This window comes from Xanthobacter wiegelii (genome assembly GCF_043193855.2).
GTDB lineage: Bacteria > Pseudomonadota > Alphaproteobacteria > Rhizobiales > Xanthobacteraceae > Xanthobacter > Xanthobacter flavus_A.
This window is the reverse complement of the sequence record NZ_CM195529.1, coordinates 4,515,545-4,537,653: the sequence shown is the minus strand read 5'-3', so window position 1 is coordinate 4,537,653 and position 22,109 is coordinate 4,515,545. Positions and strand designations below refer to the sequence as shown.

General features: G+C 68.2%; 19 protein-coding genes. 6 read left to right on the top strand and 13 right to left on the bottom strand.

Features of this window, described 5'->3' with window-relative positions:
• Nucleotides 1–52: 52 nt before the first annotated feature.
• Complete coding sequence (locus V5F63_RS21240) at nucleotides 53–1,054, bottom strand: Bug family tripartite tricarboxylate transporter substrate binding protein (protein ID WP_394101174.1); 1,002 nt, start codon at nucleotides 1,052–1,054, stop codon at nucleotides 53–55.
• 224 nt (nucleotides 1,055–1,278) lie between these two features.
• Between V5F63_RS21240 and V5F63_RS21235 the strand changes: the two genes are divergently transcribed.
• Entirely contained in the window at nucleotides 1,279–1,977 is a 699-nt protein-coding gene (locus V5F63_RS21235) for a GntR family transcriptional regulator (protein WP_209485427.1), read from the top strand.
• A 13-nt stretch (nucleotides 1,978–1,990) separates the two neighbouring features.
• Here the strand turns inward: V5F63_RS21235 and V5F63_RS21230 are convergent, their stop codons facing one another.
• The 7 genes from V5F63_RS21230 to V5F63_RS21200 form a co-directional block, all read right to left on the bottom strand.
• Nucleotides 1,991–4,693 (bottom strand): bifunctional diguanylate cyclase/phosphodiesterase, encoded by a 2,703-nt coding sequence (locus V5F63_RS21230; protein WP_394101175.1) that lies wholly within the window; start codon nucleotides 4,691–4,693, stop codon nucleotides 1,991–1,993.
• A gap of 85 nt (nucleotides 4,694–4,778) precedes the next feature.
• A complete protein-coding gene (locus tag V5F63_RS21225; RefSeq protein WP_394101176.1) occupies nucleotides 4,779–5,810 on the bottom strand; it encodes a TRAP transporter substrate-binding protein in 1,032 nt (343 codons plus the stop codon).
• 223 nt (nucleotides 5,811–6,033) lie between these two features.
• On the bottom strand, nucleotides 6,034–6,540 hold the full coding sequence (locus tag V5F63_RS21220; protein ID WP_394101177.1) for a peptide deformylase: 507 nt from the start codon (nucleotides 6,538–6,540) through the stop codon (nucleotides 6,034–6,036).
• A gap of 215 nt (nucleotides 6,541–6,755) precedes the next feature.
• Nucleotides 6,756–8,120: a H(+)/Cl(-) exchange transporter ClcA gene (gene clcA, locus V5F63_RS21215; RefSeq protein WP_394101178.1), complete on the bottom strand. Its 1,365-nt coding sequence runs from the start codon at nucleotides 8,118–8,120 to the stop codon at nucleotides 6,756–6,758.
• 112 nt (nucleotides 8,121–8,232) lie between these two features.
• Nucleotides 8,233–9,975, bottom strand: a complete 1,743-nt coding sequence (locus V5F63_RS21210; protein ID WP_394101179.1) for an ABC transporter ATP-binding protein/permease — start codon at nucleotides 9,973–9,975, stop codon at nucleotides 8,233–8,235.
• Between the two features lie 191 nt (nucleotides 9,976–10,166).
• The gene (locus tag V5F63_RS21205) at nucleotides 10,167–10,379 is read right to left on the bottom strand and encodes an alkylphosphonate utilization protein (RefSeq protein ID WP_024280870.1); all 213 of its coding nucleotides are present in this window, start codon (nucleotides 10,377–10,379) and stop codon (nucleotides 10,167–10,169) included.
• A gap of 15 nt (nucleotides 10,380–10,394) precedes the next feature.
• Nucleotides 10,395–12,020 carry an acyl-CoA synthetase gene (locus tag V5F63_RS21200; RefSeq protein ID WP_394101180.1) on the bottom strand — a complete coding sequence of 542 codons (1,626 nt, stop codon included), beginning with the start codon at nucleotides 12,018–12,020 and terminating at the stop codon, nucleotides 10,395–10,397.
• A 238-nt stretch (nucleotides 12,021–12,258) separates the two neighbouring features.
• Here V5F63_RS21200 and V5F63_RS21195 point away from each other — a divergent pair, with 238 nt between their 5' ends.
• On the top strand, nucleotides 12,259–14,175 hold the full coding sequence (locus tag V5F63_RS21195; RefSeq protein ID WP_394101181.1) for a propionyl-CoA synthetase: 1,917 nt from the start codon (nucleotides 12,259–12,261) through the stop codon (nucleotides 14,173–14,175).
• An 80-nt stretch (nucleotides 14,176–14,255) separates the two neighbouring features.
• Here V5F63_RS21195 and V5F63_RS21190 read toward each other — a convergent pair whose 3' ends face one another.
• Complete coding sequence (locus V5F63_RS21190; RefSeq protein WP_209485412.1) at nucleotides 14,256–14,579, bottom strand: hypothetical protein; 324 nt, start codon at nucleotides 14,577–14,579, stop codon at nucleotides 14,256–14,258.
• A gap of 59 nt (nucleotides 14,580–14,638) precedes the next feature.
• A complete protein-coding gene (locus V5F63_RS21185; protein WP_209485410.1) occupies nucleotides 14,639–14,956 on the bottom strand; it encodes a hypothetical protein in 318 nt (105 codons plus the stop codon).
• Between the two features lie 328 nt (nucleotides 14,957–15,284).
• Between V5F63_RS21185 and V5F63_RS21180 the strand changes: the two genes are divergently transcribed.
• The 3 genes from V5F63_RS21180 to V5F63_RS21170 all read left to right on the top strand — a co-directional run bounded on the left by V5F63_RS21180 (nucleotide 15,285) and on the right by V5F63_RS21170 (nucleotide 17,871).
• Nucleotides 15,285–15,992: an outer membrane protein gene (locus V5F63_RS21180; protein WP_209485408.1), complete on the top strand. Its 708-nt coding sequence runs from the start codon at nucleotides 15,285–15,287 to the stop codon at nucleotides 15,990–15,992.
• Nucleotides 15,993–16,214: 222 nt separating this feature from the next.
• Nucleotides 16,215–17,129, top strand: coding sequence for an MBL fold metallo-hydrolase (locus V5F63_RS21175; protein WP_209485406.1), 915 nt, complete (start codon nucleotides 16,215–16,217; stop codon nucleotides 17,127–17,129).
• 19 nt (nucleotides 17,130–17,148) lie between these two features.
• Nucleotides 17,149–17,871: an SOS response-associated peptidase gene (locus tag V5F63_RS21170; protein ID WP_394101182.1), complete on the top strand. Its 723-nt coding sequence runs from the start codon at nucleotides 17,149–17,151 to the stop codon at nucleotides 17,869–17,871.
• A 3-nt stretch (nucleotides 17,872–17,874) separates the two neighbouring features.
• Here the strand turns inward: V5F63_RS21170 and V5F63_RS21165 are convergent, their stop codons facing one another.
• Entirely contained in the window at nucleotides 17,875–18,654 is a 780-nt protein-coding gene (locus tag V5F63_RS21165) for a DUF1499 domain-containing protein (protein WP_394101183.1), read from the bottom strand.
• Nucleotides 18,655–18,695: 41 nt separating this feature from the next.
• On the bottom strand, nucleotides 18,696–19,439 hold the full coding sequence (locus V5F63_RS21160; RefSeq protein WP_394101184.1) for an HAD family hydrolase: 744 nt from the start codon (nucleotides 19,437–19,439) through the stop codon (nucleotides 18,696–18,698).
• A 206-nt stretch (nucleotides 19,440–19,645) separates the two neighbouring features.
• On the opposite strand from V5F63_RS21160, the gene V5F63_RS21155 reads away from it, so the two are divergent.
• Nucleotides 19,646–20,998: an extensin-like domain-containing protein gene (locus V5F63_RS21155; protein WP_394101185.1), complete on the top strand. Its 1,353-nt coding sequence runs from the start codon at nucleotides 19,646–19,648 to the stop codon at nucleotides 20,996–20,998.
• Nucleotides 20,999–21,203: 205 nt separating this feature from the next.
• Here V5F63_RS21155 and V5F63_RS21150 read toward each other — a convergent pair whose 3' ends face one another.
• Nucleotides 21,204–21,806, bottom strand: coding sequence for a L,D-transpeptidase (locus V5F63_RS21150; RefSeq protein WP_209485397.1), 603 nt, complete (start codon nucleotides 21,804–21,806; stop codon nucleotides 21,204–21,206).
• Between the last annotated feature and the right edge of the window lie 303 nt (nucleotides 21,807–22,109).

Genomic DNA, 22,109 nt, shown 5'->3' with positions numbered 1-22,109 from the left:
GACCGTCGCGGGCACCGGGCGAGACCGCCCGGTGCGAAGGTGGGGTGGGGGATTACTGGACCACGATGTTGCCGGCCTTCACCACCTCGCGCCAGCGCTGCTCCTCGGCAGCCTGGAAGGCGGCGAACTCGGCCGGTGTGTTGGCCACAACCTCGAAACCGAGGTCGGTGAACTTGGCCTTGACGGCGGGATCGGACAGGCTCGCCTTGAAGGCCGCCACCACCTTGGCCTTCACCTCCGGCGGCAGGCCCTTGGGCGCGGCCGCGGCTTGCCAGGAATAGACATCGATGCCGTCCACGCCGCCCTCCTTGAGAGTCGGAATGTCGGGAAACTGCGGGCTGCGGGCGGCGGCGGTGACGCCAAGGGCCTTCAGCTTGCCGGCCTTGATCTGGTTCGCCACCGCTCCGAGGTTCTGGAACGAGACGTCCGCATGGCCGGCGATGAGGTCGCTGATGGCCGGTCCGCCGCCCTTGTAGGGCACGTGGATGCCGTTGGTCCCCGTCTTCTGCCAGAACAGAGCGGCGGTGAGGTGGTCGGAGGAGCCGACGCCGGAGGAGGCGAAGGTCACCTTGTCCGGATTCTTCTTCAGATACTCCACCAGCTCCTTCACCGAATTCGCCGGGAAATTGGGGTTGGCCACCAGCACGTTCGGGGTGCGCACCGCCACGGTGATCAGGTCGAAGTCGGATTTGGGCGAATAGCTCAGCGCCGGGTACAGCGCCGGATTGATGGCGAAGACGCCGATGGAGCCGACCAGCAAAGTGTAGCCGTCGGCGGGCGAGGTCTTCACATGGGTGGCGCCGGTGCCGCCATTGGCGCCGGGGCGGTTGTCGATGACCACGGGCTGGCCGAGCGCGTCGCTTACCTTCTGCGAGGTGAGGCGCGCCGTGCTGTCGGAGGCGCCGCCGGGCGGGAAGGGCACCACCACGGTGACGGGCCGCTGCGGATAGGTCTCCGCCGCCGCCGGCCCGGCGAGGGTCAGCGCGGTGGCGGCGAGCGCGGCGAGAAGCGCGCCGCTGGAAAAGGAGCGGGACGGGCGTTGCAGGCGGGTCATGGGTCCTCCCGGGGCCGGTTGGCTGCGCGGTTGCGGTGCGCGGGCTTCACGGGCGCCATCCCTGCCGCCCGGAATTGGGGCAGGCGGATGCGCCGGCGGCGGTCGTTTCCTCGGCGGCCCCTGCCTGAGGCGGGGCCTTCTCGTTTATGGGTCCACTAAAACGCTAATGCATTAGTGGCGTCAAGCGCCCGATTTGCTATTCTTCCGCCATGGACACGACGACCATGGACCTGACGCGCAGCGCGCGGCCCTCCCGCGATCCCTCCCGCCATGCGGCGCCGCAGGTGTTCGACTATCTGCGCGAGCGGATCATCACGCTGGAGATGCCGCCGGGCACGCTGATCTCGCGCGCCGAGTTGCAGGACCTGTTCGGCTTCTCCTCGACGCCGGTGCGCGACGCGCTGCTCAAGCTGCAGGAGGAGCAGCTGGTGGAGATCTTCCCCCAGCACGCCACCGTGGTGAGCCCCATCGATCTGGAACTCGCCCGGCAGGCGCACTTTCTGCGCCGCTCCATCGAGCTGGAGGCGGTGCGAACGGTGGCCCTGGGTGAGGACCATGCGGCCATCGCCGCGCGCCTCGATGGGGTGATCGCCCTCCAGGACGAGCGGCTCGCGCGCGGCGACCTGCCCGGCTTCGATGCGGGCGACCGCGACTTCCACCGCGTGCTGTTCGATGCCACCGGCATCCACAGCCTGTGGCTGATGGTGCGCCGCTATTCCGGCCATATCGACCGCATCCGCCGCCTGCACCTGCCCATGCCGGGCAAGGCCGAGCGGGTGCTGCGCGAGCACCGGGCGGTGGCCGCCGCGGTGCGGGCGGGCGATGCCGCCGGGGCGCAGGAGGCGCTGCGCACCCATCTGTCCAACTCGCTCGCCTACGCGCCGGATCTCGTCGCGCTCTGGCCGGCCTATTTCCGCAGCTGAGCGGGGCGCGCCGTCACGGCTGGCCGCACAGGCCCGCCGCCAGGGCGACCGGCACGCCGTAGCCCGCATGGGCCAGCGCGGCCGCCTCGGCGATGGGCATCGGCCGGCCGAGCAGGAAGCCCTGCGCCTCGTTGCAGGAGGTGCGGGCCACCAGCGCCCACTGGTCCTCGGTCTCGATGCCCTCGGCGACGGTGGCGATGCCGAGCCGGCTGGTGAGCACGGTGATGGCCTCGACGATGGCGGCGCTGGCGGAGCCTTCGGTGGCGTCCTGGATGAACGAGCGGTCGATCTTGATCTTGTCGAGGGGCAGCTGGCGCAGCCGGCTGAGGCTGGAATAGCCGGTGCCGAAATCGTCGAGCGCGATCCGCACCCCCATCTCGCGCAGACGCTGCAGCACGGCGAGGCTCGCCTGCTCGCTCTCGAACAGGGCGCTCTCGGTGATCTCGCATTCGAGGCGGCCCGGCGGCAGGCCGGCGTCGCGCAGCGCCGCCTCCACCGTCGCGATCACGTCGCCGAAGGCGAGCTGCACCGGCGAGAGGTTCACCGCCACCTTCAGCCCGCCGGGCAAGGACGCGATGTCCGCCACGGCCCGCCGCATGGCGAAGGCGCCGATCTCGACGATACTGCGCGTGTCCTCGGCGAGGGGCACGAAGGCTGACGGGTCGATGGGGCCCCGGCGTGGGTGGTTCCAGCGCAGCAGCGCCTCGAAGCCCGTGAGCGCGCCGGTGGCCACCGAGAAGATCGGCTGGTAGGCGAGGTGGAACTGGTTTTCCGCCAGCGCCTGCTTGATGTCCTGCTCCATCTCGAGCCGGGCGCGCAGGTGGGTGTCCATCTCCGGCTCGAACACGCATGCGGTGCCGCGGCCCCAGGCCTTGGCCCGGTAGAGGGCGAGGTCGGCCTGCTTGAGCAGGGTATCGGCGTCGGTCCAGGCCGCCTCGGCCACGGCGATGCCGACGCTGACGCTGACCGAGAGGGTGTGGCCGAGCGCCGAATAGGGCTCGCCGAGCAAGGAGATGATGCGCTCCGCCAGCGCGGTCGCTGCCTCCGGCTGGCGCGGGCCGACGCAGATGACGGCGAACTCGTCGCCGCTGAGGCGCGCCACCATGTCGGTGGCCGGCACGCAGCCGGTGAGCCGGCTGGCCACCATGCGCAGCAGTGCATCGCCGACCGGATGGCCGAGGGTGTCGTTGACGTCCTTGAAGCGGTCGAGGTCGAGATAGAGCAGGGCCATGCCCTCGCCCCGTTCGGCGGCCTGGTAGAGCGCCTTGCCGATGCGCTCGCGGAACACCACCCGGTTGGGAAGGCCGGTGAGGTCGTCGTGATGGGCGAGGAAGCGGATGCGCCCCTCGCGCTCGATCAGCGCCACGTTCTGCCGCTGCGCCTCCGCCGCCGCCTCGTTGGCGCGCAAATTCGCCTCGGCCAGTTCCGCCTGCACCTTCTTGAGGGCCGTGATGTCGGTGCGCAGGGCCACCACGCCGCCGTCCGCCGTGCGGCGGTCCGTCATCAGCACCCATCGGCCGTCGGAGAGCCTGCGTTCCACCGGGGTGTGCTGGGGCCGATGCCCGCCGATGCGGCGGGCCAGCGCGTCGGCGCTCGCCGGTGCGGTATCGGAGCGTAGCGAGGACGCGAGGCTCGCCCGCATGATGTCCTCGAAGCGCGCGCCCACCAGCAGATAGGGCGCGGTGATGGTGAACAGCTCGCGGTAGCGCTGGTTGCAAGCCACCAGCCGATCCTCGGCGTCCCACAGGGCGAAGCCGTCGGACATGGCCTCCACCGCATTGGCGAGCACGGCGCTGGCGCGGTCGCGCTCGGCGTCCACCTTCTCGCGCTGGCGCAGCGCCAGGAACAGCGCGCCGGCGAAGGCCGTCACCAGAACCCCGCCCATGGCCGCCGCCGCCACCATGCGGTCGCGGTCCAGCCGCCAGGGGGCGAGCACTTCGGCGAGATCGATGACGAGCACCACGCGCAGGTCGCCGGTCAGGGAGGTGCGCACCACCGCCAGTTCCGCCCCACCGCCGGCATTGGAGGTCACGAAGGCCTTGCCGTCGGGGGGGCGCGTCCCGAGCGCCCCCGGATGCCACTCGCCGATGGCCAGTTCATCATGGGGCAGCGAGGCCACCAGCTGGCCGGTCGGTCGTTCGATGCGGATGCGCGTTCCGGGCGCGAGGCCGGTTTCGGCCAGCACCTTCATGAGGGCCAGGATCGGCACGTCGGCCAAGGCGATCACACCGCCCCATCCGGGCACCGTCCGCGCGGCGTACAGGGACCAGTCCCCGCTCACCGGATTCTGGACCGGCCCCAGCAACGCGGCGGGCTGGAGCCCGGAGAGACTTGTGGCGATCGGCAGCGAGCGCAGCGCGCCGCGCGGACGCGCGGACGCGATGATGTCGCCTTCGGGCGACACCAGCATCAGGTCGCGGAAGGCGGTGATCTGCAGGTTCAGGCCACGCAGCAGTTCGCTGGAGGCCGGCGAGGTTGGGGCGAGCCCGGCGGCGGCGAATAGCGGTCGCATGGTGGCGAGCGCGCTGTGGACCTGCAGCAGCTGGCGATTGAGCGCATTCTCGACCGCTTGCGCGGAGCGCTCCAGGTCGGCGTCCGCCGCGAGCTTCGTGGCCTCAAGCCCGCGATGGGCGAGCAACGCCGTCCCGACGCCGAGCAGCCCCAAGATGACGATGGTTCCGGCGATGACGGATAGCTTGAGGCGGTGCCAGATCATTCGAGGGCATCATTCGCCAGGCTTGAGGGCACTGCGGGGATGCCTGAGGGATCGCGGTCGGTCCGGTTGTCCCGGGAGGGCGCAATCACTCGGCTTTGGCGGTCGTGGCATGCAACTCAGCAAGATAGGCATTCCAGGCATTGGCGCAAGCCGCGCCGCATCGCTCGATCCAACGCGGCAGGATGATGCCGGACAGCAGGTTCAGACGGCGGGCGGCGTCCGCCTCGGACTTCGGAGTCACCACCAGCCGCCGCGCCTGGGGGCGACCGCAGGCGATGGCGCCGGTGTTGCAGTCGAGACCGCGCATGGTGTCCGCGTCCGCCTGCTGCCAGATCCGCCCCTCCAGGCCCGCGAGCCCGGCGCGGATCTGCGTCCGCACGTCCTGTGGCAGCGCCTCCCAGGCGGTCACATTGGCCCCGAAGAACGACAGGCCCCAGCTGATCGCCATGCCGTGGACATGGGTGGTCACGTCGCCGAGGCCGATCTCGTACCCGCTGAGCGTGCCGGTGATGGCGCAGTCCACCACCCCCTGCCGCACCGCGTCCACCACATCCGCGAACGGCACCACCACGGGAATGGCGCCGAGCGCCTTCATCAGGTCGGACTGGGCCACCGAGGAGGTGCGGACGCGGCGCCCCGCCATGTCGTCGAGGCCCCGGAAGGCGGAGCGGCAGAACAGCACCTGCGCCGGATAGGCGTAGATGGCCAGCAGCTCGATGTCCCATTTGTCGCGCAGGAGGGTCACGAGGTGGGCGCGGAAGGCAGCCACCGTCTTCTTCAGCGTCGCCATGTCCGGATTGAGGATGGGCAGGTCCACGGCGTTGAGCTCGGGCTCCTCCGCCGAGACCACGGAAACGAGGCCGGTGCCGAACGGAACGACGCCGAGCTGCATGAGCCGGAGCATCTCCTGTCCGCGCAGGCCGCCGCCGTCGTTGGGGGTGATGGTCGCGATCACCCGCCCGCCCGTGCGCTCGGTGATCTCGTGCTCCCAGAACGGCTGCTCCAGGCGGGTGAACTGGGTGACGCCGGCGAGGCCGCCCACCACCTGCAGCCGGATGGGCTCCTTCTCTGCCGCGACGGAGGCAAAGGAGAAGGCGAGTGAAAAGATTGTTATCATTAGGGCGTGCATCTGCATCACACGCCGCAGAACCGCCCCAGCCCTGCCGCTTCGCCCCTTGAGCCCCATCCGCCCTCGTCCCGCCCACATCTTCCGGCCTCGCCATCTGGCAGCCGCCCGGTCCGGGCCGCAACGCCCGGAAGGGATGTTTCCAGTGGAGAGTGAGCGCAGGACAGGGGTGGGCGCAAGCACAAGCTTTACGATAGTCGCCCGGTGTTCCGCGTCAGGTGGCGGGGCCGCGTTGCGCCTTCTCGTATTTGCGCACAACCCGTTCCCGCTTCAGCCGCGACAGGCGCTGCAGCCAGTAGATGCCGTCCAACTGGTCGCACTCGTGCTGATGGCAGACGGCGCGCAGGCCCTCAGCCTCCTCCTCCGCGAGAGCACCGGACAGGGTGTGGTACCGGACGCGGACGCGGGCATGGCGCTCCACCTCCTCGCTGGCCCCCGGCATGGAGACGCTGCCCTCCACATGGCGGATCATCTCCGGCGAAGACCAGACGATCTCGGGATTGATGTAGGTGGCGGGTGTCTCGCCGGGCGACAGCTCAAGCACCATCACCCGCGCGAGCACGCCCACATGAGGGGCGGTGATGCCAATGCCCGGCGCCGCGCGCATCGTATCGAGGAGGTCGGCGGCAAGGGCTTCGAGCGCGGCGTCGAACACCGTCACCGCCGCCGCCGCCTGCCGCAGGCGCGGGTCGGGGAACTTCACGATCTGCCGCACCGCCATGGTGCCCTCCGTCTCGACTCTTGATGCCCCCCGCAGGGGGCGGACGGGGCTCCCCCCGCCATGGGGGCTGTGATGTAATTAGATACCGTCGTCCGAGGAGCTGGGTCGATGGCGGGCGGGCGCCGACCCGGCAAAATTCGAACCGCTCCCGAATGGGTCCCGAATCCCCCCGATACCCCCGGTGCTACCCCACCCGAACTGCCCGATATCGGCCGCTACTGAGGACGCCGCTCGCGCTCGTCCCAGCCGCCGATGGCCTCCGGCTCCGGCTCCGGCGGACGCGGCGTTCCGGCGAGGCGGAGGGTCCGGTCGAGCAGCACCTCGTAGATCGGCTTGCCGCCAAGTCCTTCTGCCACAAGGTTTGCGGTGACGCAGGTGAGGATGGTCGGCACCAGGAGGTCATAGGCCCCGGTCAGCTCCGCCACCAGCACCATTCCCACCAGCGGCGCCCGCACCGTGGCCGAGAACAGCCCGCCCATCGCCGCGATCCCGCAAGCCGCAAGCATCTGGGGCGGAAGGGAAAAAAGGCTTCCGAGCAAGGTCGCGAACAACACCCCGACCGCCGTCGCCAGCGCCAGGATGGGGGCGAAGATGCCACCCGGGATGCCGGTGGAATAGCTCGCCATGGTCATGACGAAGCGGATCAGCACGATCCCCGCCAAAGTCAGCGCCGGCAACCCCATCCCCGGCAAGGATACCGCCAGCAATTCCCCCCCGAACGTCGCCTCCGGCCGCAGCACCAGCAACGGCCCCACCGCCGCGCCCACCGCCACCGGCAGCAGATAGGGGGAGACCTTCAAAGCGAGGCGCCGAGCCGTATCAAGGGAGAAAACGAGGGCCGCGTTGAAGGCGATGCCCACCACCCCGAGCACCGCGCCAAGCCCGATGAATGCAGGCAAAAGGTGGAGCGGCACGGCGGATACGATCATCTGCATGTCCGGCTCCGTCCCGCCCACGACCTGGGCCACGACGGCGCTCGCCACCGAGCAGATGATGACTGCGCTGTAGGTCCGCAGGCCATATGGAAACTGCCGCCGCGTCTCCTCGATGACGAACAGGATCGCCGCCAGCGGCGCGTTGAAGGCCGCCGCCAGACCGGCCGCCGCGCCTGCCGCCAGAAGGCCCCGGCCGTCGCGCGTGCCGAGCCCTGCGGCATCCGAGATGGCCTTGGCGATGGACGCGCCCATATGGATGGTCGGCCCTTCCCGGCCCGCCACCAATCCGGACCCGAGGGCGAGGACACCGCCGACGAACTTCACCGGCAGCACCCGTTTCCACCGCACCTCGCGCAGGCCTTCCAGCGCGCCCTCGATCTCCTGCACGCCGGAGCCGGCCGCCTCGGGCGCGAAGCGGCGCACCAGGAGGACCGACAGCGCCACCATCAGCGCGGCCCCGACCGAGAGCGCGGCATAGAGCGCCGGCCCTTGGAAATGCTCACGCAGCAGCAGCGGCCATTCGCCCGCCTTCTCCGTTGCCCAGTGGAAGCCGGAGCCTACGCCGCCGGCGATGAAGCCCACCAGAGCGGCAAGGGCGTAATAGATGATGTCGCGCGGCTTCTGGGCGGGTTCGGCGGTCGTCACGCGGGACCTCGGGGCGGGGCAGCTGAGCAGCCTGATGCGCTGCAGCAACAGACTTAGCTGACCCGCGCCGTGGGGAGCAAGGCTGTTCGGCCCGCCGCCCCCTTCGTCTTGTTCAGACCGCCCGGAGCGTTGGCGGTGCCGCCGGCCCCAGCATCCGCGGCGATTGCTCGCCGTGGAGGTGCAGCACCCGGTCGTGCAGATCCACCAGGGTGTTGCGGTGGCCGATGGAGATGAAGGTCGTCTCCGGCAGCCGCTCCCGCAGCAGGCGATAGAGGGCCGCCTCGCTCGCCTCGTCGAGGGCGGAAGTCGCCTCGTCCAGCAGCAGCACCTCGGGGGCATCCAGCAGCGCGCGGGCGATGGAGATGCGCTGCTGCTCACCCAGCGAGAGCTCGTGCGGCCACAGGGCTTCCGCATCCAGACGCCCGGCGAGGTCGGCGAGCCCGACGGCGCTCAGCGCTTCGGCGAGGCGGTCCCGCGGCACATCGGCGACGGGGTTGGGATAGGCGAGGGCGACATCCAGCCGCCCGGCCGGGACATAAGGCTTTTGTGGCAGCACCATCAGGCGATGGGCGGCGTGCCGGTGCACCGAGCCTGTCGCATAGGGCCAGATGCCGGCGATGGCGCGCAGGAGGGTGGTCTTGCCGGCGCCCGAAGGGCCGGTGATGAGCACGCATTCGCCGTGCGCGATTTGGAGTTCGTCCGTGGCGATGAGCGGCGCACCGCCCGGCAGACGCACGTCCAGTCCACGCAGCGCCAGGGCCCGGCCGGGCGGAAGGGACGCGAGGCTCTCGGCCGGACGGTTCGCCTGCGCCGCCGCGATGGCCGCCTCGAAGCCGGTGAGCCGCTGCACCACGGAGGTCCATTCGGCCAGCGTCACATAGCTGGAAATGAAGAAGGAGAACGAGCCCTGCACGGAGGAGAAGGCGCTTGCCGTCTGCATCAGCTGGCCGAGCTGGATCTGGCCGGAAAAATAGGCCGGCGCCACCACCACGTAGGGGAAGATGGTCGAGATCTGGTTGTAGCCGGCGGTAAACCAGGTGAGGCGCTTCTGCGCCTTCATCAGCTCCACGAAGTTGCCGAAGATGTTGGAAAACCGTCCTTCAAGCTTGCGCTCTTCCGCCTTGGCCCCATCCAGGAGGGCAATCTGCTCGCCATTCTCGCGCACCCGCACGAGATCGACGCGGAAGTTCGCCTCATAGCGTTGCTGCTCGAAATTCAGCCTTACCAGTGGCCGACCGATAAAGTGGGCGAGGAGGGTGCCGCCGGCGGCATAGATCAGCGCCGCCCAGAACAGGTAGCCCGGGACATTCATCTCGCGCCCGAACAGGTTGATCGGCAGCGCGCCGGACAGATTCCACAGGATGACGGAGAAGGAAACGAGGGAGACCACGGTGCCGAGCAGGCCCACCCCCACCGAGATGGTCCGGTTGATGAACAATTGCACGTCCTCGGCGATGCGCTGGTCGGGGTTGTCCGCCTCGTCGCCGGCGAGCCGCAGCCGGTAGTGCACGTCATCGCCGAGCCACGCGCCCAGGTAGCGCCGGGTGAGCCAGCGCCGCCAGCGCACCTCAAGCCACTGCTTCAGGTAGATCTGGTAGACCGCCACGATGATGGCGCCGGCGGCGATGGCGCAGAAGACCAGCAACTGCTGCTGGAACGCGTCGAAGTCCTTCTCCTGGATGGCGTTGTAGAAGGCGACGTTCCACTCGTTGAGCATGACGGTGGCGAACACCCATGCGAGCTCGAGCGCGATGACCGCGGCGAGGAGGCCGATGGCGATCCACCGTTCCTCGCTCTTGAAATAGGGCAGCGCGAGGCGGCGGATGTCGCCGAGGAGGGATAGAAGGGCACGCAAGGCCGGGCTCTCCGGAAGGGGCTCGCGGCGAGCATTGATCCCCCGCGCATGACTGAACCATGGCCGCAGGATGAAGGATTGGAAAGGTGCCGATGGGGCAGGCGTCGCGGAGTTGCCCCGGCGGTTACAGACGGGATTGCCGATCCTGTCTGTAACCGCGGGCCATCAGGCGATCGTTCGGGGACGCCGACTCACGCCTTCTTCACGAACTCGGTGCGCAGCACGAGGCCCTTCACCTTCTCGACCTTGCAGTCGATCTCTTCCGGATCGCCGGTGAGGCGGATGCCCTTCACCAGGGTGCCGCGCTTCAGGGTCACGGAGGTGCCCTTCACCTTGAGATCCTTGATGAGGGTCACGTTGTCGCCGTCCTTCAGGACGGCGCCGTTGGCGTCGCGCACTTCGATGTCGGACATCTTTCCTCAAACCTCCTTGGCCAGCTCGCGCAGGCGGAACTTCTGGATCTTGCCGGTGGAGGTCTTGGGGATCTCCTCGAAAACCACATGGCGGGGGCACTTGTACGCCGCGAGATGTGCGCGGCAATGGGCGATGATGTCCTCCGCCGTGGCGCTCATGCCGTCGCGCAGCTCGATGAAGGCGATGGGCGTCTCACCCCACTTCTCGTCAGGCTTGGCCACCACGGCCGCCGCCGCGACCGCCGGGTGCTTGTAGAGAGCGTCCTCCACCTCGATGGAGGAGATGTTCTCTCCGCCGGAGATGATGATGTCCTTGGAACGGTCCTTGAGCTGAATATAGCCATCGGGATGCTTCACCCCGAGGTCACCCGAGTGGAACCAGCCGCCGGCAAACGCCTTCTCGGTGGAGGCGGGGTTCTTGAGATAACCCTTCATCACCACGTTGCCGCGGAACATGACCTCGCCCAGCGTCTCGCCGTCGGCCGGGACCGGAACCATGGTTTCGGGGTCCATCACGTCGAGGGCTTCCAGCGCGCTGTAGCGCACGCCCTGCCGGGACTTGAGGAAGGCCCGCTGCTTGGCGTCGAGCGCATCCCACTCCGCGTGCCAGTCGTTGACGACCGCCGGGCCGTAGACTTCGGTCAGTCCGTAGACATGGACCACGTTGAAGCCGGCGTCCTGCATGGCGGCGAGCACGGCTTCGGGCGGCGGGGCGGCGGCGGTGATGAACTCCACCCGGCCGGGCAGGGGGCGCTTGTCCGCCTCCGACGCATTGAGCAGCGTGGACATCACGATGGGTGCCCCGCACATGTGCGTCACCTTGTGGTCGGCGATGGCATCGAACATGGCCTTCGCCCGCACCTGACGCAGGCACACATGGGTGCCGGCAACAAGCGTGATCGACCAGGGGAAGCACCAGCCGTTGCAGTGGAACATGGGCAGCGTCCACAGATAGACGGGGTGCTTGCCCAGCCCGCACGTCACCACGTTGCCGACCGCCAACAGGTGAGCGCCGCGATGGTGATAGACGACACCCTTGGGATCGCCGGTGGTGCCGGACGTATAGTTGAGGGCGATGGCATCCCACTCATCGGCCGGCGGCTTCCACGCGAAGTCTTCGTCGCCGGTGGCGAGAAAATCCTCGTATTCCATCACCCCGATACGCTCGCCCGCGCCGGTGAACTCGGGATCGTCATAGTCGATGACCAGCGGCTTGTGGACGGCGAGGGCGAGGGCGGCCTTGATGACCGGGGAGAATTCCCGGTCGGTGATGAGCACCTTCGCCTCGCCGTGGTCGAGGGTGAAGGCGAGGATGGCGGCGTCGAGCCGGGTATTCAGCGAATTGAGCACGGCGCCCGTCATGGGCACGCCGTAGTGGGCTTCCAGCATGGCCGGCGCATTGGGCAGCATCACAGCGACGGTGTCGCCGACGCCAACCCCAACCTTGGTGAGCGCGGACGCGAGGCGCCGGCTGCGGGCGTAGAAATCGCGGTAATTGCGCGTCAATTTGCCGTGCAGGATGGCGGTGCGGTCCGGAAAGACACTGGCCGCCCGCTCGAGGAAGCCCAGGGGGGTCAGTGGCTGGAAGTTCGCCGCGTTCCGATCGAGATCCTGGTCGTAGATGCCGGCCATCGTGTTCCCCCCATTCGTGCGAATGCTTGTGTTCGCGCCGGGATTCCGGTCGAATTCGAGCGCGAACCTAGCCGAGGGCGGCAGGGCGGTGCAATCGGGGTTGCCCGATACCAAAGTACCGGTTCACGCATGTGTTTCCCACGCCGGGCGACAAACGTCTTACGCATTTGTGCGAGCTTGCGCCGTAAAAACGCTCCCGGCATCACCGGGCCAAAGAAGACCTTTGAGGGAGACGTCCATGTCCATCAATGGCGCGAGCCGCTACGCGCAGGCCTATGCCGGCTGGAAGACCGATCCGTCCGCCTTCTGGGGCGAAGCCGCCCGCGGCATCGACTGGGTCCGGCCGCCCGAGACGGTCTTCGATGCCGACGCCGGTGTCTACGGCCGCTGGTTTCCCGATGCGGTGGGCAACGTCTGCCATAACGCCCTCGACCGCCACGTCGCCGCCGGCCGGGGCGATCAGGCGGCGCTCGTCTATGACAGCCCTGTCACCGGCACCAGGCGCACGCTGACCTACGGCGAGATGCTCAAGGAAACGGCGACGCTCGCCGCCGTGCTCCAGGACATGGGCGTCGGCAAGGGCGACCGGGTGCTCATCTACATGCCCATGGTGCCGGAAGCGATCTGCGCCATGCTGGCCTGCGCCCGCATCGGCGCCATCCATTCCGTGGTGTTCGGCGGGTTCGCAGCCAAGGAACTCGCCACCCGCATCGAGGACGCCGAGCCGAAAGTGATCCTGGCGGCGTCCTGCGGTATCGAGCCCAACCGTGTGGTGCCCTACAAGCCGCTGCTCGACCTCGCCATTTCCATGTCGGCGGTGAAGCCGGAAGCGTGCCTGGTGCTGCAGCGTGAACAGGGGCCGGGCGCGCTGGTGGAGGGCCGCGATCTCGATTGGCAGGCCGCCGTGGATGCCGCCTCCGGCGCCGGCAAGGCCGCGCCTTGCGCCGACATGCTTGCGACCGATCCGCTCTACATCCTGTACACCTCCGGCACGACCGGAAAGCCGAAGGGCGTCGTGCGCGACACCGGCGGCTACATGGTGGCGCTCGACTGGAGCATGAAGAATCTCTACGGCATCAAGCCCGGCGAGGTGTTCTGGACCGCCTCCGACATCGGCTGGGTGGTGGGCCATTCCTACATCGTCTACGGCCCGCTGATCCTTGGCGCGACAACTTTGGTCTATGAAGGGAAGCCCGTGGGCACGCCCGATGCGGGGGCCTTCTGGCGGGTGATCGAGGAGCACGGCGTTGTCGCCCTCTTCACCGCGCCGACCGCGCTCCGCGCCATCAAGAAGGAAGATCCGGACTGCCTCCTGAAGCAGGGGCGGGATCTTTCCCGCTTCCGCACCCTCTTCCTCGCCGGCGAGCGGGCTGATCCCGATACCGTTATGTGGGCGCAGGAGCAGCTGAAGGTCCCGGTGGTGGACCATTGGTGGCAGACCGAGACCGGCTGGGCCATCGCCGCCAATCCTGTGGGCCTGGGCCTGCTGCCCATCAAGCTGGGCTCGCCCACGGTGCCGATGCCCGGCTACGACGTGCAGATCGTGGACGAGGCGTCGAAGCCCGTTCCGGCCGGAACCATGGGCTCCATCGTGGTGAAGCTGCCGCTGCCGCCCGGCTGCCTGCCCACCCTGTGGCAGCAGGACGACCGCTTCGCCGAGAGCTACCTCGCCGAGTTCCCCGGCTACTACAAGACCGCCGACGCCGGATTCCTGGATGACGACGGCTATGTCTTCGTCATGGGCCGCACCGACGACATAATCAACGTCGCGGGCCATCGCCTGTCGACCGGCGGCATGGAGGAGGTGCTGGCCTCCCATCCGGACGTGGCCGAATGCGCCGTCATCGGCGTGAAGGACGAGCTGAAGGGCGAGGTACCCTGCGGCTTCGTCGTGCTCAAGGCCGGCGAGCGGCGTGCGCCGGACGTGATCGAGAAGGAACTGGTGGGCCTTGTCCGCGACCGCATCGGGCCGGTGGCCGCGTTCAAGCTGGCCGTCACCGTGAACCGCCTGCCCAAGACCCGCTCGGGCAAGATCCTGCGCGGCACCATGAAGAAGATCGCCGACCACGATCCCTGGACCGTGCCCGCTACCATCGACGATGCCGGTGTGCTGGAGGAGATCGAGGGCGTGCTCAAGGAGCGCGGCATCGCCTGAGCCGATGTCGTTTTTTGACCCTATCGAGGCCGGGCGATCGCCCGGCCTTTTGCGTTCAGGCGACGGTCGAGGCATCCCGCTCAGGGCGCCCGGCCTCCGTCGCGATAGGGCACGTAGCAGCTGTAGCCGATGAAGCACTGGGGATTGTCGCGGGTCGGGACCCATTCCGGTCGCGTGTCCTGGTCGTAGACGCAGAAGGACCGGTCCCGAACATAACGATCATAAAGGGTTGGCGAGGTCGCGAGCACCATCGCGCCCCGCGACTGGATGAGCGCCGCGGCCTCGGCACAGGTGAACGTGCGGCTCTGCGTCTGCGCCCACGCCGGCCCTGCGACCCCGAGGAGCGCGGCCGCGACCACAAGAGCGAGCGCCCGGCGGGACGGGCGCCTGTTGGCTGGTTTCATGAGCTTCTCCTTCGCATCGTCCCCGCCGCCGGCCGTTGTGGGGCTTGGGCTTGGTCGGTTCACCGCAGGTAATTGTCCCGGGTCGGCACGTAGCAGGTATAGCCCACGAAGCACGCGGGATTGTCCCTTGTCTTGATCCATTCGGGCTTGAGCTGCTCGAACCCCGAGCAATAGCGCACCGAACTCACGTATCGGTCGAACAGATTGGGACCCGTGCCCATGACGACGGCGCCATTCTTGGAAACGAGGCCGGCCGCGGCCGCGCACGTCATCGTGAGGCTGTCGGGCCGCGCCATCGCGAGGCCGCAGGAGCCCGCCAGCAGCGCCGCACCGGCCACCACGGACAGGGCGAAACGGGGGAATCGGTAAAGTTGCATGCCTGCCTCCTTCCTTGACCAACGAATCCAGGTGTCATCCGCTCTCTGAATGGGTCTGAAACGCGTTGTTTTTACGAACGATTTACCTTTTCGGAGCGGCTGGGCGGTCAGATAGCCGGCGAAGGGCGCCGAAAGCCCCTATGTGGCGGTAACATACTGGGAATTAGCCCTCCAGTTGTGGCGATTTGGGGCGACTGTGGCAAGAATGTTACGGCATTCCGGCGAGACCCCTGCTAGATAGATGTCACTGGACGAAACGACAGTGGCTCTCGACGGTCGCCGATGGTTTCGCCCAAACATAAGTTACCCAAGCAAGGGGGTTTTAGTCATGAAGCGGTTCCTTCTCGCCACTGTCGCGCTGGCGGCGCTCTCGGCTCCGGCCGCGGCTGCTGACCTGGCGACGAAGTACCCCGTCAAGGCGGTCGCCGTTGTTCCCGTGTTCTCCTGGACCGGCTTCTACATCGGCGCCAACGTCGGCTACGGCGGTGACTCGTTCACCTACGACGTGGACGTGCTCGGCACCCCGGTCGCCGCTGCCAGCGTGACCTCTTCCGGCTTCTTCGCCGGTGGTCAGATCGGCTACAACTACCAGTTCGCGAACAACATCGTGCTCGGCCTCGAGACCGACCTGCAGTGGTCGGACATCTCCGGCACCGTCAGCGCCTCCGTGCTCGGCCTGCCGGTCGTGAGCGCTGGCTCCTCGATCGACTACTTCGGCACGATCCGCGCTCGCCTCGGCTACGCGATCGACCGGTTCCTGCCCTACATCACCGGCGGTGTGGCGTATGGCAAGACCGGCACCGACATCTCGCTCCTCGGCGTTCCGCTGCTCTCCTCCTCCACCACCTCGTGGGGCTGGACGATCGGTGCCGGTGGCGAGTTCGCGATCACCAACAACTGGACGTTCAAGGCTGAATACCTGTACGTCGACCTCGGCGACTCCAACGTGCAGGCTGCGGTCATTGCGCCCGGCGTCACCGTCGGCAACGACTCCAAGTTCAGCTCGTTCAAGGCTGGCGTGAACTACAAGTTCTGATCGAAGCTCTGCTTCATCGCGAAGCCCGCTGCCTCGGCAGCGGGCTTTTCTTTTGTCTCGGGCTTGTCGCTGAAGGTGGGTCACGCGCGAGAGCGTGAGATCGCACCGAACTTTATTGGCGGACGGCGAAGCCCGGCCCATCTCGATGACGGTCATGATCCGGGCCGGACCTCGCCGCCGGCGCGGTTGTCGCATATGGCCCTCTTAGGCTAGCGTCCACCCATGAGCGACGATATCGCGTTCGACCGCAGCTTCGATGTCCCGTCCGGCCGCCTCGATCAGGTGACGCCGCTTGTCCGGCGCATCGTGGCGCCGAACCCCTCGCCGTTTACCTTCACCGGCACCTGCTCCTACATCGTGGGCCGCGGCACCGTGGCCATCATCGATCCGGGGCCGGACGATCCCGCGCACATTGCGGCCGTCCTCGACGCGGTGCGGGGCGAGAGCGTCAGCCATATCGTCATCACCCATACCCATCGCGATCATTCCCCCGCCGCGAAGGCGATCCAGGCCGCGACCGGCGCCCCGACCGTTGCAGAGGGGGCACACCGCGCGGCGCGCCCGCTCGCTATCGGCGAGGTCAATCCCCTGGATGCCAGCGCGGACATGGATTTCCGGCCGGACATCGTGATCCCCGACGGAGAAGCCGTCAGCGGCCCCGGCTGGACCCTGACCGCCATCGCGACCCCGGGCCATTGCGCCAACCACATGGCCTTCGCACTGGCGGAGGAGGATCTCGTCTTCTCCGGCGATCATGTGATGGCCTGGGCGACCTCCATCGTCGCGCCGCCAGACGGTTCGATGGGCGATTATATCCGCTCGCTCGAACGCTTCGCGGCCCGTACCGAATCCACTTATCTCCCCGGCCACGGCGGTCCCGTACGGAACGCACCGGTCTTCGTGCGGGACTACCTCGCACACCGCGTGGCGCGGGAGGCCGCGATTCTGAGGGCCCTCGACCGCGAGGTCGAGACGATTCCCGATCTGGTGCGCGGCATCTATATCGGCCTCGATCCCCGGTTGGTCGGTGCGGCTTCGCTCACGGTGCTGGCGCATCTGGAGCATCTGGTGGCAAGCGGACGGGTCGTCACCGAGGGCGCCGCGGCCATCACCGGCCGCTTCCGCCGGGCGGCCTGACGCGGCGGCCCGGTCTCGGATGTGTGGCCGCTTTGTCCAGCTCACGCCGCCCGCGGCGCTCGCGGCGCTGTTCGGCGTCGATCCCGCCCACGCGCCGCTGCCCAACGTTCCGCCGCGCTACAATGCAGCGCCGACTCAGGACCTGATGGTGGTGCGGCGCAATCCCGAGACCGGGCGGCGCCATCTCGATCTCCTGCGCTGGGGGCTGGTTCCGTCGTTCGCGCGGGATAGCTCCGGCGGCGGGCGGCTCATCAATGCCCGCTCCGAAAATGTTGCAGAAAAGCCCACCTTTCGCTCCGCCTGGCGGGCGCGTCGGCGCTGCATCGTGCCGGCCGATGCCTTCTATGAATGGAAGGCCGTGGACAAGCGGCGCCAGCCCTTCCTGATCTCGCGCGAAGATGGGCGGCCCATGGCCTTCGCGGGCCTGTGGGAAGGCTGGAAGGATCCCGCCACCGGCCAATGGCTTAGAACGTTCACCATTCTCACCTGCGCCGCGACCGAGCGCCTGCGGGCCTTGCACGAACGCATGCCGGTGATTCTCCCCGAGCCGGACATCAAGGCGTGGCTGGAGGGCGGAGATGCCACCGCCCTCATGCGCCCTTTCCCGGGAGAGGCGCTGCAACTCATGCCGGTCTCGAGTGAGGTCAACGCGGTGCGCAATGAGGGCCCGCAACTGCTGTCGCCCTTGCCGGACAGCGAGGCCGCGGCTGCCGCCGCCCTTCTGGCGCTGCCCGCGTCCTGAGACTCAGCGTCGGCGTCGCTCCGCCGCGAGGTCTGCCATCAGCGCCTCGATGCGCTGGGCATTGGTGCCGAGGTCATGGACGCCGTAGCGGGCCGAGGAGCGCACATCCACGCGCGCGCCCTTGGAGGTCGGGCGAATGCGGATCGAGACGTCGCTGCGAAAGCCCATGATGGGCGATACCGCCACAGCCTCGATCTGACCGTCGCGTCGGGTGCCGCGGGGGGGAATCGCATCGAGAATGTGCCAGTGCCGCTTCTGCACCAAAGCGAGGACGGTGTTGAACGCTTCCTCCGGCGTCGCCGTGAGGTCCACGGGCTTGATGCCGGGATAGGCCATCCGTTGGGCATCCGCCGCCGCGGCCCCGCCAAACACAAGGCTGTTCGCATCGCGCGGATGGGCGAGGGTGAGGGCCCGGAAGCGGGGCGGATCGGTGGGATCGGTGGCGATGTCGGTGAGCTGGGGCAGCATCATGCCACGCGCGAGGACAGCCGCCGGGCCGGCGAGCACCAGGCCACCGATGGCAACCGCCGCGATGGCGCGGCCGATGCCCAGCCATCCCGTCTCCCAGGTGATGAAGAAGGCGACAACGCCCATGGCGGCCGCGACCAGCGCGAGAACGAGACCGGCGCCCAGCGTGACGATGGCCGGCTGGAAATCGAGCGCTCCCGTACGATAGAGCAGGGCCGCCAGCGCCACCACCGGCACCGAGAACAGCGCCAGCCGGAAGCTCCAGCGGGCGAGCGGCGAATAGCGCTCCTCGGAATAAAGCCGGCGTCTGATCATCCTGCCGCCTGTGGTGCGCTCTTGCGCGGTGTCCGTGCAGGTTAGACCGCGTTTTCGCCGACGAGGGAAGAGGGTTTGCCTAGCGACACGCCGAGGATTTCCGGCAGGTCGTCGACGCTGTCGACCACCAGGTCCGCATCGCCCACGAGGTCATCCACCGGTGCCGGTCCGCTGCGCACGAGGATGAACCTGGCGCCGGCGCCGCGCGCGGCGGCGAGGTCGTGGGCACTGTCGCCGACCACGGCCATGGCGTGCGGGCGGTGGCAGAAGCGCTCGGCGAAGGCCGCCACCATGCCGGCGCCGGGTTTGGAGCCGAAGCCGGAATCATAGCCGTGGACGGCATCGAGAAGATGGAGGAAGCCAAGGGCCTCCGCCTGCTGCCGGGCGTTCTCCTCCGCATCGTTGGTGACGATGGCGAGGGCGAAGCCCGCCGCCTTCAACTCCCCCAGCACACGGGCCGGATGGCCGATGGGCGTCAGATTGAGCAGGCCCTCGGCCGCGAAAAGCCGGTCGATCTCCGCGAGAAAACCGGCGTCGGCGGGGCGGCCGAGCGCGTGCGCCCACAAAGGGCCGTAATGGGCCGACGACCCGGAGACCAGCGGCGATGTCGGTAGGAAGCGCTCCTCGTCGGCAAGATAGTGGCTTACAGCTTCCAGCCGGGCGACGGCATGGGCGTCATCGTGGGCCATCTGCCGCATGACGGCGCCGGCAGCGCGACCCCAAGTGCGGTCGAAATGCACGAGGGTGCCGTCCTTGTCGAAAAGCAGCGCGGTCAGGTCTTGCATGATGGGTCCGCCGGGCGGGGAGGGAACGCCGACGGGCTGGCTCGACCGCAGCGGAAGACGTCTTTAGTATCATGGGCATGTCATCGAGACGACCCGCCGCTCCGCGCCGCCCGAACGAGTCTGACGCCCAGCGGCCACCTGTCCGGTGGCACGGGGGACTTCCCCTTGCCTCATTGCCGTCCGCCTGGCTGCCGCTCGTCCTGAGCATGGCCCTTGTCGCCGTGCCGGGACCGCATCCGGCGGAGGCGGCTACCCCGCTCCCCCCCGTCAAGCCCAAGGACATCAAGGCGTCGCCCGCAGCGACGGCGACGCGGCCGCCCCTTCTGCGCTCCGCGCCCCTGCCGCCACGCCGTCCGCCGGAACTGGCCGAGGAGGATGGCGAGGCGGAGCCGGAGGCCGGCAGCCAGGAGGCGGCGCAAGAGAGGCCCGTTGACCTAGGCACTGCCGACGGCTTCGTTCGGGAGCCGGCGCGACCTTCGCCGCCCCCGCGCATGGCCTCACGCGAAACCACGCCGAATGCGGCGCCATCCCCCGGCGTTCTTCCGACGCCGGCTCCGTCGGCGCCAACCGGTCCCGTGGAGATGCCGGCCGCCTGCGCGGAGCTGGTGGTGGCCGGCGAGATCGAGGCGAGCCTCGATACCTCCCTCTCCCCCAATCCCACGTGCGGCACCTTCGTCCCGGTGCGGCTGACAGCGGTGCGCCTTGCTGATGGGCGGATGATTCCGCTGAGGCCGGCCGCCATCTCCCGATGCGAGCTGACGGTCGCGGCAGCCGCGTGGATGCGCGAGGCGCTGGCGCCCGCCGTGGCGGCGGCCGGTGGCGCATTGGTGGCGATCCGCATTGCCGATTCCTACAATTGCCGTCCGCGCAACCGGGTGGCTGGCGCCAAGATGAGCGAGCACGGGCGCGGCAATGCCGTGGACGTGGGTGGTTTCGAGCTTGGCGACGGCCGGGTGTGGACGGTGGCGAAGGGCGGGCTGCCGATGTCGCTGCGTGCATCGATGAAGGACAGTGCCTGCACGCGGTTCAGCACCGTGCTGGGTCCAGGCTCCGACGGCTACCATGAGGACCACATCCACGTGGACCTCGCCCAGCGCCGCAACGATTTCAAGCTCTGCCACTGGAATCTCGACGCCGGTAGCGCGGTCGCATCGCGCAAGGAGAAGCCGGCGGGGGGCGCTACGACGGGTCAGCCGGAAGGCAAGGGCGGCGAGGATGCGGCCGACCAAGAGGCGGCGGCTGGGAGCGCCGAGGCCGAACCGGAGGCGGGGCCGGTATCCGTGCCGCCAGCAACGGGCAATGCGGCAGGGAAGAGCGGCCAGCCCAAGAACGGTCAGCCCAAGATTGGTGAGCCCAAGATTGGTCAGGCAAAGGATCAGCCCAGGAGCACGCCCCCGGTACCTTCTGCAGCCAAGCCGTCGCCCAAGCCCACGTCGCCCAAGCCCACGTCGCCCAAGGCTGGATCGTCCACGACGGCTTCGTCAAAGGATTCCGCCAAGGATGGGAGCAAGGACGCGAGCGCGAAGGGCTCCAAGCCGGCTGCAGTACAGCCCAATTGACGTTGCAGCTTAACTGACCGCGCCGTGGAATTGGCTTGGACGATGCGTGGCTGCGCGAAACGCACTCGTGCCGCCGCGTAGCCATGGCCGCCTTCGTCCGGCGTGAACGCGGATGCTGCAGACAGAGCCTTCGCGCCGTCCCAGCAGCTCAAACGAAAAAGGGCGCGGCCAAGCCGCGCCCTTCATGCATTCGACGGGGTGACAATCAGAGGACCACGACCTCGGCGCCGACCGGCACGCGGCTGTACAGGTCGATCACGTCCTCGTTGAGCATGCGGATGCAGCCCGAGGAGATCGCCTGCCCGATGTATTCCGGCTGGTTGGTGCCGTGAATGCGGAACAGGGTGTCCTGACTGCCCTGGTAGAGGTAAAGGGCGCGGGCGCCCATGGGATTGTGGGGGCCGGGCGCCACATAGGACGGCAGGCCCGCGATGCGCTGGTGGATTTCCGGCGTGGGGGTCCAGCTCGGCCATTCGGTCTTGCGACCAACCTTGGCCTGGCCGCGGAATGCGAGGCTTTCCTCGCCGACCGTCACGCCGTAGCGGATCGCCTTACCGTTGCCTTCCACGAAGTAAAGGAACTTGTTCGGAGTATCGACGACCACCGTGCCCGGCTTCTTATTGGTCGGATACTCAACGATATGCCGCGCGAAGTCGCCCGAAGGCTTCACATTCGGGTACGGCTTGTTGGCAAGAAGCTGCTTGTCCCGCGCCGTCATTGCCGTATCCGGCGCCGGCGCAACCGTTCCGGAGATGCAGCCGCTGAGCATCAAACCCGTCAGCAGTGCCCCGACCGCTCGCCACATCATGTCTCGCCTCTTAACTCTTCCCTTGACGCGCAAGGAGGATTCGACCCGCGAGAATGGATTAACCCAATGTCCGCCCCGCTTGAAGGGTGTTCGGATGGCCAGCGGATGCTTGTGGGAATGCGTTGCAGAAATGCCTCACAGATTGCCCTTTCGTCAGCCTCTTTGGAGTTTCGCAAGCTTTGGGGCGCCTACTCTTCGTATGACCGCGGAGAAGTCGCATCGGCTGCACAGTTTTGACGCAGTTGATGGCCATCTCTGGAAGGGTCACGCGAAGGTGCCGCTGCGTAACGGCGCACCACACAG